Below are 13,876 nucleotides of genomic sequence, written 5' to 3'. Positions count from 1 at the left end.
CAATAACAACACCACCAATATCACCGCCAACAATACAGCGATCACAAATCACGTGGCTGCCGACGGTGACTTGAGTGATACCAATGAGTTGAATACTACCTTTGCTGTGAATGGGGCCAACCTAGAAATCACCGATGCCGGTGGTACTCTTCAGGTTCCGTTGACCAGCATCACTTCAGGAGTAGATACAGACGAACAGGACTTAACCGGTGCAAGCCTGGACGGTAGTAGTGTGCTTCAAATTGATATCGAAAATGGTGCCTCAACCACAGTCAGTCTTGCGGCTTTGGAAGAGAGTGCAGACATCGCTGCCAATACAACTGCGATCAATAACAACACCACGAACATCGCAACAAACGCGACCAACATCGCTGCAAATACCACCAATATCACCGCCAACAATACAGCGATCACAAATCACGTGGCTGCCGACGGTGACTTGAGTGATACCAATGAGTTGAATACGACTTTCGCCGTGAATGGAGCGAACTTGGAAATCACCGATGCCGGCGGCACTCTTCAGGTTCCGTTGACCAGTATCACTTCTGGCGTGAACACGGACGAACAGGACTTAACCGGTGCAAGCCTGAATGGAAGTAATGTTTTGCAGGTGGATATTGAGAATGGCGCTTCGACTACTGTGGACTTATCCGCTCTTGATGATGACATCACTATTAGCAATACCATCAGTGGGAATCGCATTGCCACGATCGCCCAGGATGGAGGATCTACAACGGATATCGATGAAACAGTTACCTCCCTAGCACAGAATACAACCTCTGGTGTGATCACTTATACTGATGAAGCAGGAGGTAGTGATACAGCCAATGTGGTCAGTGCAGACAGCAACAACCAGATCAGTGTGGGTACGGATGGGGGAGCCTATTTGAATATGCCGACGGTCTATGCCGCTGGAAAAATTAATGGTGACGGAACGTCTGCATCCATTTATGGAGCAACGGTCACCCGTTTGAACGAAGGAGATTACGAAGTCACCTTCGGAACCGCTCTGGCCAATGGCAATTACATCATTCAAGTCTCTATACTGGATTGTGGAGGAGACTGTCCAGGAAACGGAGGAACGAATTACGATGACCCGGGGATTACTTACTACAGCCAATCCAGCACTGGCTTCCGAGTGAATATCGGTGATAGCGATAACGGTGGAAACGCCAAGGACGACATCGATCTCGAGTTCATGTTTACCGTGATCGTACTGCCTAACTAATACAAGAGATAAAAAACGATGAAGAATTTAGTACATATTTTCTGCTTTGTTGCCCTGTTTTTTATGGGCGGAAAGGCTTCCGCACAGATTGACGCCATGTCATTGATGGGGATTCCGACCGGAACGACCACTGAAATGAATAATATCACTGGTGCGTCTGTTGGTTCGATTTTATACAATACGACGGACGACGCCATTTACTATTGGACGGGAAGCGCCTGGTCAAGGGCTACCGATGATCAGACGAGCTCTGAGGTGGCTGCGGCAACACCCGTGGACGTTGATGGAGATTCAACGACCGAAGCCGATGTAGAAGAAGTGATACAGGCTATTGCACCCATTACAAGCAAAGCGGCACGGGTATTTTATCCTCCATCAATAACTATTGATGCCAGTACCAATGGAACAGCCTCAATTGATTTGTATGCACAGTATACGGCTCAGTTTGCAACCCCAACAGCGAAAAGTGGGGATGCGCCAGCGGTTATCCCCACTTACGGGGCCACGGATCTACATTACTACGTCACCTACGCTGATCCCACCGTATTTGACGTGAACAATATGACAATAAGTAATTCAGGGGTCTTGTCTTACGAAATCATAGGACAGCCCAGTGATTACAATGCTTTAATCAATGTGGTTTTTGTAGTTAAATAATAGACGATCGCCGAATCTTGAGAAGTTTACGCTTACATATCACTCTGCTACTGATTTTCACCTCTTTTTGGAGTCATGGGCAGTTTTTACTTCAGGCTCCGAATACAGGGGATGAATCCAACTATCAATGGTACGAGGCCTCAGATACGGGCACTATATTAGGCACGAATTCATTTATAGAAGTGACTCAGCCTGGGGTGTATTTTGCCACTTATGACGGAACGAGTTGTGGTTCAAATGCCACAGGGTATTTTATTCTGACCAACTGTAACAACCCTCATAACCAGGTTACTCTTGATATCAGTGCCTACAACCGCCCCGGCGCTACCATTAGCTGGACTCCAGCATTAACCGGCGATCCACTACGTCCGGTGGTGGAATCAACTCAAACCGTTACACGTTATACGGCAACCCTCGAAATAGCAGGGGACGTACAGACCCTGCCCAATTTCACTGTGGTCTGTATTCAGCAGGCGGCCAATCTTCAGGACGACTTTGTTTCTGTCTTGGAAGATGATCAGGTACAGGTTCCTATTTTTGATAACGATTCGGACTTGCCGGATACAGGGACTTTGACATTTTCGGACCAGGCCCATGGAACAGTTACGGTTAATGATGGGGGTACACCCAATGACCCTCGAGATGATACCTTGACCTATACACCGGATCCCGATTACAATGGGCCGGATTCTTTCACCTATACGGTTTGTAACTCGGCAGGGGATTGCAGCACGGCCACAGTAACTGTGGATGTTATTCCAACACCTGATGCTTTTGATGATACGGTTTCAACGGATCAGGATACAGCTGTTGCCATTTCTATGTTGAACAACGACAACGATTGGCTAAACTTACAGACCATAACGGTGACCACACCGGCCAATGGAACGGCGAGTTGGGACGATAATGGAACTCCGAATGATTACTCAGATGACGTATTGATCTATGTTCCCAATTCGGGCTTTGAAGGAACTGATACTTTTACGTATACCATTTGTGATATCAATGGGGTATGCTCCATAGCGACTGTTGTTGTGATGGTGAACCCTCCTTTGGATTTGGATGCCGATAACGATGGTATTCTGGACAGCTTTGAGGATCTCAACCTCGACGGTGATGATGATCCTACCACCAATCCTACCGATACGGATGGAGACGGTATTCTAGACTACCTGGATATCGATAGTGATGACGATGGTATTCCAGATAATATCGAAGCGCAAACCACGCAAGGCTATATTGCCCCTTCCGGTATGGATGCCAATAATAATGGTTTGGATGACGCATACGAACAAGATGGAAACTTAGGTCTTGTACCTCTTGATACTGATGGCGATAGCTTTCCGGACTATGTCGATACAGATAGTGACGACGATGGTATTGTCGATGCTATTGAAGGACATGATTTTGACGCTAATGGTGTGCCTGAGAATGAGTGGATGGGATCAGACAAAGACCTGGATGGTCTTAGTGATGGGTATGAAGGAGACACGGCTATAGACGTTGATGTCAATGATGAAATCAATGATCCTTCTACCGATCTACCGGACACTGATGGAGACGGTATACCCGATTACCGCGATACCGATGATGATGGAGATGATATTGCCACCCAAGATGAAGATCTCAATGGGGACGGAGACTGGTTGAATGACGATACAGACGGGGATGGTATTCCGAATTATTTGGATACCGACTTGGATGTAGCAGGGGAGGAAATCGAGGTCTTCAATGTCCTTACGCCGAATGGAGATGGGGTGCACGACGAGTTGGTTATCCGTAACCTGGATAATTTCCCGAACAACACCGTTAAGATATACAACCGTTGGGGTTTATTAGTCTTCCAGACGCGGGCTTACAACACTACGGGCAATGTGTTCGATGGAACATCAGATGCTCGAGCAACACTGAACCAAGACAGTAAACTACCAGTAGGTACATACTTCTACATTATTGAATACGAAGCCGATAATGGTCGCATGAACCAGGTTTCGGGATATATCTATTTGAACCGATAATGAGACGGGATATGATACGCATAGGGACCCCTATTAAAACACGGCTTACAGGAGTGATGCTCTTGGTATGTACTCTGGTTATGGGGCAGCAAGATGCCCAGTACACTCAGTATATGTACAATACTGTTAGTGTAAATCCAGCCTATGCCGGATCCAGAGGGCACTTGAGTATAGCTGCTCTTTACCGTGCTCAGTGGGTCGGTCTGGACGGAGCACCCCAGACACAGACACTGAATATGCATACCCCCATGGGTTATAAGGGCTTTGGTACAGGCTTGTCTTTTATTAACGAAAAGATCGGTCCTACCTCAGAAACCTATTTTGACGTAGATCTCTCTTATACCATCAAGACTGGGGTTGAATCCCGTTTGAGTTTTGGCTTAAAAGCCAGTGCCCATTTATTGGATATTCGCTTTTCGGAATTGAATCAGAACACTGGTCAAGGAACAGACCCGACTTTACAGCAGAATATTGACAACCGCTTTTCGCCGAATATTGGTGCAGGAATTTACTTTCACACAGATCGCTACTACGCGGGGCTATCGGTGCCGAGGATGCTCGAAACAACTCATTTTGAAGAGTCTTCCTTATCGACAGCAACGGAGCTGATGAATTTTTACTTTATCACCGGTTATGTCTTTGATTTAAACCCGGATTTAAAGTTCAAGCCGAGCTTGCTGACCAAAGCCGTCAGAGGAGCCCCTTTGCAGGTGGATGTTTCCGCTAACTTTCTCTTTTCCGAAAAGTTTAGTGGAGGAGTGGCTTACCGCTGGGATGCCGCATTTAGCGGATTGATCGGATTTCAACTTTCTTCCGAATTGATGGTTGGCTTGGCCTATGACCGTGAAATAACGGATCTGGGAGCAACTTCTTTTAACGATGGTTCCTTTGAGGTGATATTGCGTTATGACTTCCTGAAATCAAGCGATTTTATCAAGTCTCCACGTTTCTTTTAATCCACTTGAATTCATAAGCCTATTAACTTCCGTATTTTTGCAAAATGCAAGAAGAATTAGTGGTACTTGTCGATGAACAAGACAACGAAGTAGGGCTAATGCCCAAGATGGAAGCCCATGAAAAAGCCGTGTTGCACCGAGCCTTTTCGGTCTTTGTATTGAATGAGAAGAAGGAATTGATGCTCCAACAAAGAGCGGGCAGTAAATACCATTCTCCTTTGTTATGGACCAATACTTGTTGTAGCCACCAGCGCCAAGGTGAAGACAGTATCGCTGCGGGTAAGAGACGCCTTCAAGAAGAAATGGGTTTTGTAACCGATATTGAGGAACTCTTTACTTTCATTTACAAGGCCCCATTTGATAATGGTCTAACGGAACACGAATTGGACCATGTCCTCCTCGGGCATTTTGAGTATGCTCCCGTGATAAATCCGGAAGAAGTAGAGTCCTGGAAATGGATGTCTCTGGATGCTATTCAGGCCGATATTAAGGAGAATCCGGAGACATATACGGCTTGGTTCAAAATCGTATTTAACCGTTTCAAAGATCATTTGGACGGAAATCCTTAAAAGTTAACCCTAAGCTAGTTCATCTTCTGAGTGCCTTTAGTAGTTTTGAACAAAATGTAGATGTTTATGCAGTTGTATCCCATCAAGTTTAGCCCTATCGCCAAAGATCGTTTGTGGGGAGGAAATAAGCTCCAAACCGTCCTTGAAAAGCCTTTTTCAGGAGATACCATAGGCGAAAGTTGGGAACTCTCCGGAGTCGACGGAGATGTTTCCGTAGTCGAAAATGGTGCCTTGGCAGGACAAAGTCTTACAGAACTGATGGAGACTTTTAAAGAGAGGCTCTTGGGCCAATCGGTGTTCGATCGTTTTGGGATGGAGTTTCCCATTTTGATCAAATTCATTGATGCCAAGCAGGATCTGTCGATTCAGCTGCACCCCCACGATGACCTGGCCAAGGAACGCCACAACTCTTTCGGAAAGACTGAAATGTGGTACATCATGGATTCGGATCCTGGTGCAGAGTTAATCGTTGGATTCAATCGTGATGTGACCAAAGAAGAATACCAAGAATATCTAGATCAAGACCGCTTATTGGAACTTTTGAATTACGAGGAAGTCAAAGAAGGAGATACCTTCTTTATCAATACCGGAAAGATACATGCCATTGGGGCAGGGGTAATGCTTGCCGAAATCCAACAAACCTCTGATATCACCTACCGTGTTTTTGATTTTAATCGAAGAGATAAGGAAGGGAATCTGCGCGAATTGCATACCGAAATGGCATTGGATGCAATGGACTATCAGAAAAAAGACGATTTCAAGGTCCAATACCAACAGTTCGAGAATCAGGCGAACGAATTAGTGCACTGTCCGTACTTCAAAACGGATTACCATCGCTTGACCGAGAGTGTGGAATGGAACTTCGAAAGTGCTGACAGCTTCCGAATTTATATGTGCGTCGGAGGAGAGGCTACCTTGGAAGCCCCTGAAGGGTCCGTGCACATCAAAAAGGGAGAGACGGCGCTTATTCCGGCTGAACTAAAAAGTCTAAAGGTCAAAACGGAGTCCTCTTCTCTTTTGGAAGTGACGATTTAATCCTAACTTTAAGTACAAAACTACTGTTATGGCAAGTATTCGAGAACTGAAGAAAGATATCAACTACGTGTTGGGAGACATCATTGGAGAAGTCCAAGATTGGGAAGCAGCAACCGGTAATTATGGTTCTGACGAGGGCAGTGCTTTAATCGATAAGACCATTGAGGTGTTCGATACCTTGATGAATAAAGTTCATCAAAAAGAGGTAGAAAATGCCAAAGCACATTTTGCCGGAATTCGCAAAGAACTCGTATCGAGTGCAGTCAGTTTGACCGAAGAGATCAATAAGCTCTCTTAAATAGCAAAAGACTTACTGGACTAACTTTTCTAATTCCTTCGCATACTGAGATTGGCGAACGGAATCAGGCATCTTATTGAGAATAGAATCGATAAAGACTGGATTGGATTCTGGAGCATCTTTCAGCACAACATAAGGTGAAACGGCCGATTCCGGATGAGCCATAGCAAAGGTCAAAACGTAGCGGTATTTCTGTTTGATTAAACTGGTTCTTTGGGTGAAAAGCGAATCCAAACCTAGGCTATCTTGAGCCGCTTGTGCTTTGATTTCTTGTTGAACTAAATCCAATTCCTTTTTATTGAATTCTGAAAGCATTTGGCTGTACTGTTCAAACAGTTTGTGCTGCGCTGACCCAACTACTTTGGCATCCGTTGAAAAGGCATTCCAAGAAGTGGTCACACGGATAGAACCCGCTTCTGCAAAAACGGGCAAGCGGTCATTCAACGGGTTTCCGTCTTTCTTGTCCAAATAGAGATACAAAAGGGTCGGCTCATCCAAATTGTGGTCCAGCTTAAATTCACCTGATCCATAAAGTTCTACCGAATCCAAATTGACTAGGCTCGTATCGGCAAGCTTTTGCAGGTAGAGTTTTCCTTTCTTAAGCCCTTTGATATTCCCGCTGATCAATAAATTGGCGTCGCTCTTGTCGGATTGACAACTAACCAGACAAAGAAGGAGAACAAAGACGAATGAAATGGATCTCATGGAGGTGTTTTTAGAAGGCCCAAATATGCACATTTAATTTCATTTGAGAGGTGTTCTTAAGTACTTAAACGGTGCTGGCCAGTTGCATTAAAATTGCACAAAGGTAAGCGCCTACTGTTCCAACGATGTATCCAAAAACCGCTAGCAAGATGCCCACTGAGGTAAGGGAGGGATGGAATTCCGCCGCGACAACCGGAGCGGATGCGGCTCCACCCACGTTGGCCTGACTACCTACAGCCAAAAAGAAGAAGGGAGCTTTGATCCACTTTGCTACCAAAATGAGGAGGCCTGCGTGTATGCCGATCCAAATGAATCCAATCAAGATAAGGGAAGGATTCTCGAGGACCCGACCGATATCCATTTTCATACCGATAGTGGCAACAAGGATATAGATAAAGAGGCTACCGATTTTACTGGAACCTGCTCCTTCAAACGACTTGGCTTTGGTAAAAGAAAGACCTATTCCAACGGAAGTGGCGATAACGACCATCCAAAGAAAGCGTGAACCTAAAGAAGAAAGTACTTGGTCTTTGTCGCGGATCACGGCAAAATTGTCTTCCAGAAAACCTGCCCAGAGATCCCCAAAAAAGTGGGCGGCACCGACTCCTGCGAAGGCCAAAGAAAAGAGGAGTATAAGATCTCGAAGTTGAGTGGGTCTTGTAATGCGTTCGTTGTGTTCTGAAACTCGCTGTTTGAGCTCTTCAATACTGCTGTTATCGGCTTTTAACCAGCGATCAATGCGGTCGCTGCGCCCGACACCGAGTAAAATGATGGCCATCCAGACATTGGCTACCACAATGTCGACCAGGACCATACCCCCGTACTTTTCTGGGTTGTATTGAAAGACTTCCAACATGGCTGCTTGGTTGGCTCCACCACCAATCCAACTACCTGCGATGGTTGCTAATCCTCTCCAGATTTCATCCGCTCCACTCGCACCCAGGGATTCTGGCATAAAGGTGGCCACAATTAAAACGGCCACAGGACCGCCAGAATGATTCCGAAGGTACCTGTCAGAAACATAATCAAGGCTTTGGGTCCGAGATTCAGTAATGCCTTTAAATCGATACTCAGTGTCATTAGGATAAGGGCTGCAGGGAGGAGGTAGCGGCTTGCCACAAAATACAATTGGGAATTGGGTTCATCCACGATCCCAAAACTAGAAAGGAGCGCAGGGAGTAAATAGCACATCAGAACCGCAGGAACGATAGAATAAAACCGTTTCCAAATTCCGGAATTCGATGATGAGGTATAGAACACAAAGCCCAGACATAGGGCGATTAGTCCCAAAACGACGGTGTCATTCGCGATGGGGAAAATAGAAGCTTGTATCAAAATCTAGAGGTTTAGCCAGTATGTTAATTTCAGGTTGATTGTTCGTTGCTGGGGCAAGAACGGACTGACAAAATAATTGTCCGTGTAAACCAGGAACAAGTCCGAAAGTGGTGCGAAGCGCCACTGCAGGCGAGAATTGATCCCTAAGTTGTCTCGTTGGTTACTGTACTGCACCAGCGTAGACCAAAATAGTGATTTGTTTAATGTGTAGTCAATTCTAGGACTAATCAAAATGATATCGGCGGTTCCAAAGGGGGCAGGTAATTCGATTCGGTCCAGGTTGGTGCGCACCGAAAAATTGAATTTAGGCTGCAGACGAATATTCACGCGGCCTTGTAGCGAATAACGGTAGCCATTAAAAAACTCCCCATAAGAGGGTTCCAAAGAATAAGAGAAGACCTTTCTTCGGTCCGAACGAAAGTTGACCGATACCGACTGGAATCGGAAGTCCTCATCTGCCGAAAGGGCAGCTACTCCATCCGCTCCTGTGGGCTCAAAGTCATTTAAAAGCAATACATAGCGGTCTTCGAATCCGACCTCAAGTTCGGCCAAACTATTGAAGTTGACCACCCAACTCAGGCGGTTAAACGAGTCTGTATTCTTAAAATCAAGACTTGGGACTTGGGTATAGGTTGTAAAAAACTCCAGTCCGTGGCTATTGATAGCTCCTTTTTTAGGCCAAAATCGGCGAGAGAAGAAACCCGCTGATTTGTAGATGTCCTTTCTTGGGATGAACCCTAAATCCGAATTAAAGCCTTCGTCGATATAGACGAAATCAAAAACGGCGGAGTAGTTTCTTTCGTTATAAGCCATGTTCGCTCCAAAAGAGAAGTTACCAATTTCGTCATCCGGATCAATGGATTTATGAACATAGAATTTTCCGATGAGGGAATTGTCCTTGTTGGCCAAGTTGTAATCAATCCCGAAGACCCGATTGTACTCTTCTTCCTCGGGTAAAAACCCAGGACGATCAAAGCTTTGACGATTGATGAAAAAGGCGCTGATGTTGGATCTAGCAAACACCTTCTGTTGCAGAGACACCATCAAGTTGTTGTTGGAGGCAATTTCATTGGCCGCATCCTCTTCGGTTTGAATATTCAAAACCCCTAAGCGCAAGGTTGGACTGAGTTTACCGCTGAGGCGCATCCCGGCAATGATGCGATTTTCAATGGTGTTGCCGGCGGTATCTCGGGCAATTCCAATCCGGCGAGAAAAGAAGGGATTGGCATCTCTTCCACCCCCAAAGTTTCCAAAAAGGTCGTTGTTGTCAATAAAGAACTGCCGGCGTTCAGGCAGAGAAACTTCAAATCGAGTCAGGTTGGTAATAAAATTGTCGACCTCCACTTGAGAGAAGTCCGGGTTGATGGTTACATCCAGGTTCATCCCATTTCCGATGGCAACCTTGGCGTCTCCACCGTATTTAAAATTGTTAAAGCTATCTTGATTTTCAAAATCACGACTGGTGATTCCCGTTAGATAAGGGATCAGGGCTAGGGGTGTTCTAGACTTACCCAAAGGTTTTTCAAACACCATATCGCCCATAAAAGCAAGATTAAAAATCAACTGGTTCTGCGGGATCTTGGCCCAGGTACTTCTTTCGTTGGCCTGCATGTCGAAGCGGTAGCTGTTAAAACGCCACTTCTTGGTTCCTTCACTGAACTTAAAGGAGGTTAGTGGAATGGCGATTTCGGCGGTATATGAGTTTTCGTAGATGTGGGTTTCTCCCTTCCATTTGATATCCCAGGAAGTGGTAAATCCACGCAGATCAGAACCTCCTCCAGTAATCAAAGCTTCTCTACGTACTCCCAGGGGGTTGATTCCGAACAAGAAGGCGTTGGTTCCGTCATTGAAGGTGTCGAATAATAGGCTGATGTTGTCGTTGCCGCCCGCTCTAAAATCTCGCTGCAGAGAGGGGATGACGTAGTCGTCGCCAAGAGTCTTACAGGTGATCCCGATATAGAGGGTTTTGTTGTCGTAGACCATCTTGATCGAAGTGGTCTGTGTGGCGGGTATGGAGTCCGAGGGAAAGTACTGTTGAAAGCTGTCTGCTGCTTCAGCAAATTCCCAGAATGCCTCGTCGAGTTTACCGTCTATGATGGGTGCTTCTTCAATCAAGCGAACCACGAAAGATTTCTGGTTTTCTTGAGCGACACAAAAACAGGAAATCAGGGACAAAAAGAGAGAAATGTAATTCTTTGGCATAGGGGAATTTCAGGCCTGTAAATTTAACGGTCATAACGTTAAATAATTGCCAAACTATTAGTCCAAACCCTTATCTTTTTCCCTGTTTGTAGGGGTTTTCTTTGGAAAACGTCCCTTTTTTTGAGCATTTCTTGAAGCATCCATACCATTTGGCCGTTGGTACTGCGAAATTCGTCTTCTGCCCACCGCTCAATAGCCTTGTAGACTTCTTCGTTTATACGCAACGCAAATGCTTTTTTCTTAGCCATCGATGGAGAGTAAAAATTGGGAAAGAACTTCTACCAGCGATTCCGATAAGGGAACCGAGGTATCGGAGTAAGCATTGATGTTTTCTTGGGTAGAATTGACCTCTTTTAGCACATGATTTAACTTGGGGATAATCGCCAATTGGACTTGATTGCCCTGGTCAATCCCTGAATTCAACCAAACTTCCTGCAGAGCTTCTGGATGTAAACGAATTTGCTCGATTTTGTTGTGGTCCGTCAGTAAAGGAAGACGAGACTCTGCCAGACCTAATCCTTGTTTCAGAGGGATCTGACTGTCGGCTAGTCCCTGGATAATGAGGGTAGGTAATTGACTTTTACTCATTTCAACTCCGGGATCATAAGCCGCCCAGTCCTTTAAGAATCGCTGATTGGCGGGTGCAAAGACTTGCACCAGAAAAGGATTTACTTGTAGAATCGTATCGGTTTTATGGAGTTCAGCAAAATGATCTCGAGCTACTTTTTTAAGGGCGGGAAGTTGGCGGCCGAATTGATCGATAATAATGCTGTCAATGGTACTGTGTGTTCCGGCCAAGGAAGTGTAGCTCTTCAAGTTTTCTGAACCCAGTAAAAGACCGACCAAAGAGCCCTGGCTATGGCCCATGACATGAATACCACTAAAACGAGGATCGTCTTTAAAATGATCTATGGCCACCCTTGCATCGTACACAAAGTCTGATATGCGGATGCGGGTCATTTTTTCAGGTTCTCTATGGAGAAGGTTCTTTTGTCGTACCGGTAGGTCGCTATGCCTCGTTTATTCAGGGCATCAGCCAACTCTTTCAGGTAGGTGAGGGGCATGGCGGGACCTTGGCCTCCATTGCGATCGATATTTCCTGAACCGTGAATAAAGATGAGCAAGGGAGGTTTTTTGCTCTTGGCAGGAATACTCAGGGTACCCGGTAGGGAGACTTCTCCATTAAAGAGTTGAATCTCTTCTTGTATTGGTTCTTCCTGTGCGCTAAGGGCAAGGGTGCAAAGGGAGAATAGGATAAGGGTAATCGCTTTAAGATTCATGGGTTTTCTTTTTGAGGTAATACTGGATAATTTTCGCTGCTTCATCTTTTTTCTGGGTACCGAGCATCAATTCTTTTCCATCGCGCTGACGAATAAAAATACCCTGCTTGCCTTTTACTGAATAAGCCCAGAATCCTTTGGACATGGACATTTTAATGCCCCATCCGCCAAAATCGGCAATGGGTTTGTACTGCTTAACGACGGCTGACTCCACATCGTACCAACTTACTTTCCGCCATTTCACCACAAAGGGCCAGAAGCAGTAATGAATACCCTCCTGATCTATTTTGGTATACATTCTCATACTTGTGAGAAAGAGGCTTGTAAAACCGAGGAGTCCCAGAACAACGATCTGACCGGTGGTGTCATCCACGGCGACCTTATCAACTCGGATCCCGGCGATGTACCAAGCGTAAATGCAGTAGATCATTAAACCCAGGGGAATGAGCAGGGTCAATAGCATGAACCACTGATTAAACCACTGGGTTTCCTTAAAGTCTTTCATATAGGCTTAGGGATTCAACGTTCCTGTATTGACAATGGGGGTGGTGTCCTTGTCAGAACAGAGAACGACCATGAGGTTGCTGACCATGGCGGCCTTTCTTTCCTCATCCATTTCAACTATTTTGTTTTTATCTAGTTCAGCAAGGGCCATATCGACCATACTGACGGCTCCTTCCACAATTTTATGACGGGCCGCTACGATGGCCGTGGCTTGCTGTCGCTTCAACATGGCGTTGGCGATCTCCTGCGCATAGGCCAGGTAGCCAATTCGGGCCTCTAACACCTCAATTCCCGCCATGGACAGACGATCCTGTACCTCGGTTTCCAATGCTTCACTGACTTCATTAACACTGGAGCGCAAGGTGATGTCTTCCTCATTGCCTTCGTCAGCAAAGTTGTCATAAGGGTACATACTCGCCAGTTTTCGGACAGCGGCATCGGTTTGAACCCGTACAAAGTTCTTGTAGTCGTCTACATCAAAGGCGGCTTTATACGTATCTGTAACACGCCAGACCAAAATGGTACTAATCATTATCGGGTTGCCCAATTTATCGTTCACCTTCAGGCGTTCACTGTCAAAGTTGCTGGCGCGCAAAGAGATTTTCTTTTTTGTATAAAGAGGGTTAACCCAGAACAAGCCATTCTTTTTTACGGTTCCTTTGTATTTACCGAATAATAGAAGAACACGGGAACTATTCGGGTTGACTAGAATCAATCCAAAGAGAAAGAAGAAGCCAAAGAAGATGGCAATGCCAAAGAGCGGCTGTTCGTACATAAACATAGCGGCAATACCTCCGAAGAAAAGAAGGAGGCAAAAGAATAACATGAAATACCCGCTGGCTGGTTTTTTTACTTTCTCGGACGTCATAGTATGATATTAAAGTGATATCACTAATATATCAAAAAATCTTGAAGTAAAAAAAGCCCGATTACGAATCTGGGTCTTTCTGCCAAACTAGTAATCAACTACTCTTCCTTTTTCATAGTACATCTATCGTCTGTCAACGGTTATGGAATTCGAAAGTCCATACAGCCCTTCCAGCTGGGAAAAATTGTTCCCCGCCATAAGTCCGATTAATCTGTCTTCAT

General features: G+C 45.4%; 14 protein-coding genes and 1 pseudogene. 7 read left to right on the top strand and 8 right to left on the bottom strand.

The annotated features are described in order from the left end of the window. The 7 genes from BST99_RS07215 to BST99_RS07185 all read left to right on the top strand — a co-directional run. Positions 1-1,228 (top strand): hypothetical protein (locus BST99_RS07215; RefSeq protein ID WP_181044179.1); only part of this gene is annotated, 1,228 nt, incomplete at its 5' end. Between the two features lie 18 nt (positions 1,229-1,246). After that, complete coding sequence (locus BST99_RS07210) at positions 1,247-1,885, top strand: hypothetical protein (protein ID WP_245916208.1); 639 nt, start codon at positions 1,247-1,249, stop codon at positions 1,883-1,885. Between the two features lie 17 nt (positions 1,886-1,902). Further along, on the top strand, positions 1,903-3,903 hold the full coding sequence (locus tag BST99_RS07205) for an Ig-like domain-containing protein (protein ID WP_245916207.1): 2,001 nt from the start codon (positions 1,903-1,905) through the stop codon (positions 3,901-3,903). An 11-nt stretch (positions 3,904-3,914) separates the two neighbouring features. Further along, entirely contained in the window at positions 3,915-4,859 is a 945-nt protein-coding gene (locus tag BST99_RS07200; RefSeq protein ID WP_262494653.1) for a PorP/SprF family type IX secretion system membrane protein, read from the top strand. Positions 4,860-4,903: 44 nt separating this feature from the next. After that, positions 4,904-5,428, top strand: coding sequence for an isopentenyl-diphosphate Delta-isomerase (gene idi, locus BST99_RS07195; protein WP_105001203.1), 525 nt, complete (start codon positions 4,904-4,906; stop codon positions 5,426-5,428). 72 nt (positions 5,429-5,500) lie between these two features. Continuing rightward, a complete protein-coding gene (locus BST99_RS07190; RefSeq protein ID WP_105002457.1) occupies positions 5,501-6,463 on the top strand; it encodes a type I phosphomannose isomerase catalytic subunit in 963 nt (320 codons plus the stop codon). A 28-nt stretch (positions 6,464-6,491) separates the two neighbouring features. Continuing rightward, positions 6,492-6,761, top strand: coding sequence for a hypothetical protein (locus BST99_RS07185; RefSeq protein ID WP_105001202.1), 270 nt, complete (start codon positions 6,492-6,494; stop codon positions 6,759-6,761). Positions 6,762-6,773: 12 nt separating this feature from the next. On the opposite strand, the gene BST99_RS07180 is transcribed toward BST99_RS07185, so the two are convergent. The 8 genes and pseudogenes from BST99_RS07180 to BST99_RS07145 form a co-directional block, all read right to left on the bottom strand. Continuing rightward, entirely contained in the window at positions 6,774-7,466 is a 693-nt protein-coding gene (locus BST99_RS07180) for a DUF4369 domain-containing protein (protein ID WP_181044178.1), read from the bottom strand. A gap of 64 nt (positions 7,467-7,530) precedes the next feature. After that, positions 7,531-8,801 (bottom strand): annotated as a pseudogene (locus BST99_RS07175) (DUF819 family protein). Between the two features lie 3 nt (positions 8,802-8,804). After that, positions 8,805-11,003 (bottom strand): DUF5916 domain-containing protein, encoded by a 2,199-nt coding sequence (locus BST99_RS07170; RefSeq protein WP_105001200.1) that lies wholly within the window; start codon positions 11,001-11,003, stop codon positions 8,805-8,807. A gap of 38 nt (positions 11,004-11,041) precedes the next feature. Then, a complete protein-coding gene (locus BST99_RS07165; RefSeq protein ID WP_105001199.1) occupies positions 11,042-11,251 on the bottom strand; it encodes an Arc family DNA-binding protein in 210 nt (69 codons plus the stop codon). Then, entirely contained in the window at positions 11,244-11,963 is a 720-nt protein-coding gene (locus BST99_RS07160) for an alpha/beta fold hydrolase (protein WP_105001198.1), read from the bottom strand. Before BST99_RS07160 ends, BST99_RS07165 begins: the two co-directional genes overlap by 8 nt. After that, positions 11,960-12,283, bottom strand: a complete 324-nt coding sequence (locus BST99_RS07155; RefSeq protein WP_105001197.1) for a hypothetical protein — start codon at positions 12,281-12,283, stop codon at positions 11,960-11,962. Before BST99_RS07155 ends, BST99_RS07160 begins: the two co-directional genes overlap by 4 nt. Continuing rightward, entirely contained in the window at positions 12,273-12,788 is a 516-nt protein-coding gene (locus tag BST99_RS07150; RefSeq protein ID WP_105001196.1) for a hypothetical protein, read from the bottom strand. The genes BST99_RS07155 and BST99_RS07150 overlap by 11 nt, the downstream gene beginning before the upstream one ends. Before the next feature lie 6 nt (positions 12,789-12,794). Then, a complete protein-coding gene (locus BST99_RS07145) occupies positions 12,795-13,655 on the bottom strand; it encodes an SPFH domain-containing protein (RefSeq protein ID WP_105001195.1) in 861 nt (286 codons plus the stop codon). Positions 13,656-13,876 lie beyond the last annotated feature (221 nt).

Source organism: Aureicoccus marinus (genome assembly GCF_002954325.1).
GTDB classification, from domain to species: domain Bacteria; phylum Bacteroidota; class Bacteroidia; order Flavobacteriales; family Flavobacteriaceae; genus Aureicoccus; species Aureicoccus marinus.
The sequence above is the reverse complement of the archived record's forward strand: the minus strand, read 5'-3'. Positions and strand labels throughout refer to the sequence as shown.

Bases quoted from the DNA above. Each gene is read 5' to 3' on its own strand.
- BST99_RS07210 (WP_245916208.1), top strand. From the start codon at position 1,247: ATGAAGAATTTAGTACATATTTTCTGCTTTGTTGCCCTGTTTTTTATG.
- BST99_RS07200 (WP_262494653.1), top strand. From the start codon at position 3,915: ATGATACGCATAGGGACCCCTATTAAAACACGGCTTACAGGAGTGATG.
- idi (WP_105001203.1), top strand. From the start codon at position 4,904: ATGCAAGAAGAATTAGTGGTACTTGTCGATGAACAAGACAACGAAGTA.
- BST99_RS07185 (WP_105001202.1), top strand. From the start codon at position 6,492: ATGGCAAGTATTCGAGAACTGAAGAAAGATATCAACTACGTGTTGGGA.
- BST99_RS07180 (WP_181044178.1), bottom strand. From the start codon at position 7,466: ATGAGATCCATTTCATTCGTCTTTGTTCTCCTTCTTTGTCTGGTTAGT.
- BST99_RS07170 (WP_105001200.1), bottom strand. From the start codon at position 11,003: ATGCCAAAGAATTACATTTCTCTCTTTTTGTCCCTGATTTCCTGTTTT.
- BST99_RS07165 (WP_105001199.1), bottom strand. From the start codon at position 11,251: ATGGCTAAGAAAAAAGCATTTGCGTTGCGTATAAACGAAGAAGTCTAC.
- BST99_RS07160 (WP_105001198.1), bottom strand. From the start codon at position 11,963: ATGACCCGCATCCGCATATCAGACTTTGTGTACGATGCAAGGGTGGCC.
- BST99_RS07155 (WP_105001197.1), bottom strand. From the start codon at position 12,283: ATGAATCTTAAAGCGATTACCCTTATCCTATTCTCCCTTTGCACCCTT.
- BST99_RS07150 (WP_105001196.1), bottom strand. From the start codon at position 12,788: ATGAAAGACTTTAAGGAAACCCAGTGGTTTAATCAGTGGTTCATGCTA.
- BST99_RS07145 (WP_105001195.1), bottom strand. From the start codon at position 13,655: ATGACGTCCGAGAAAGTAAAAAAACCAGCCAGCGGGTATTTCATGTTA.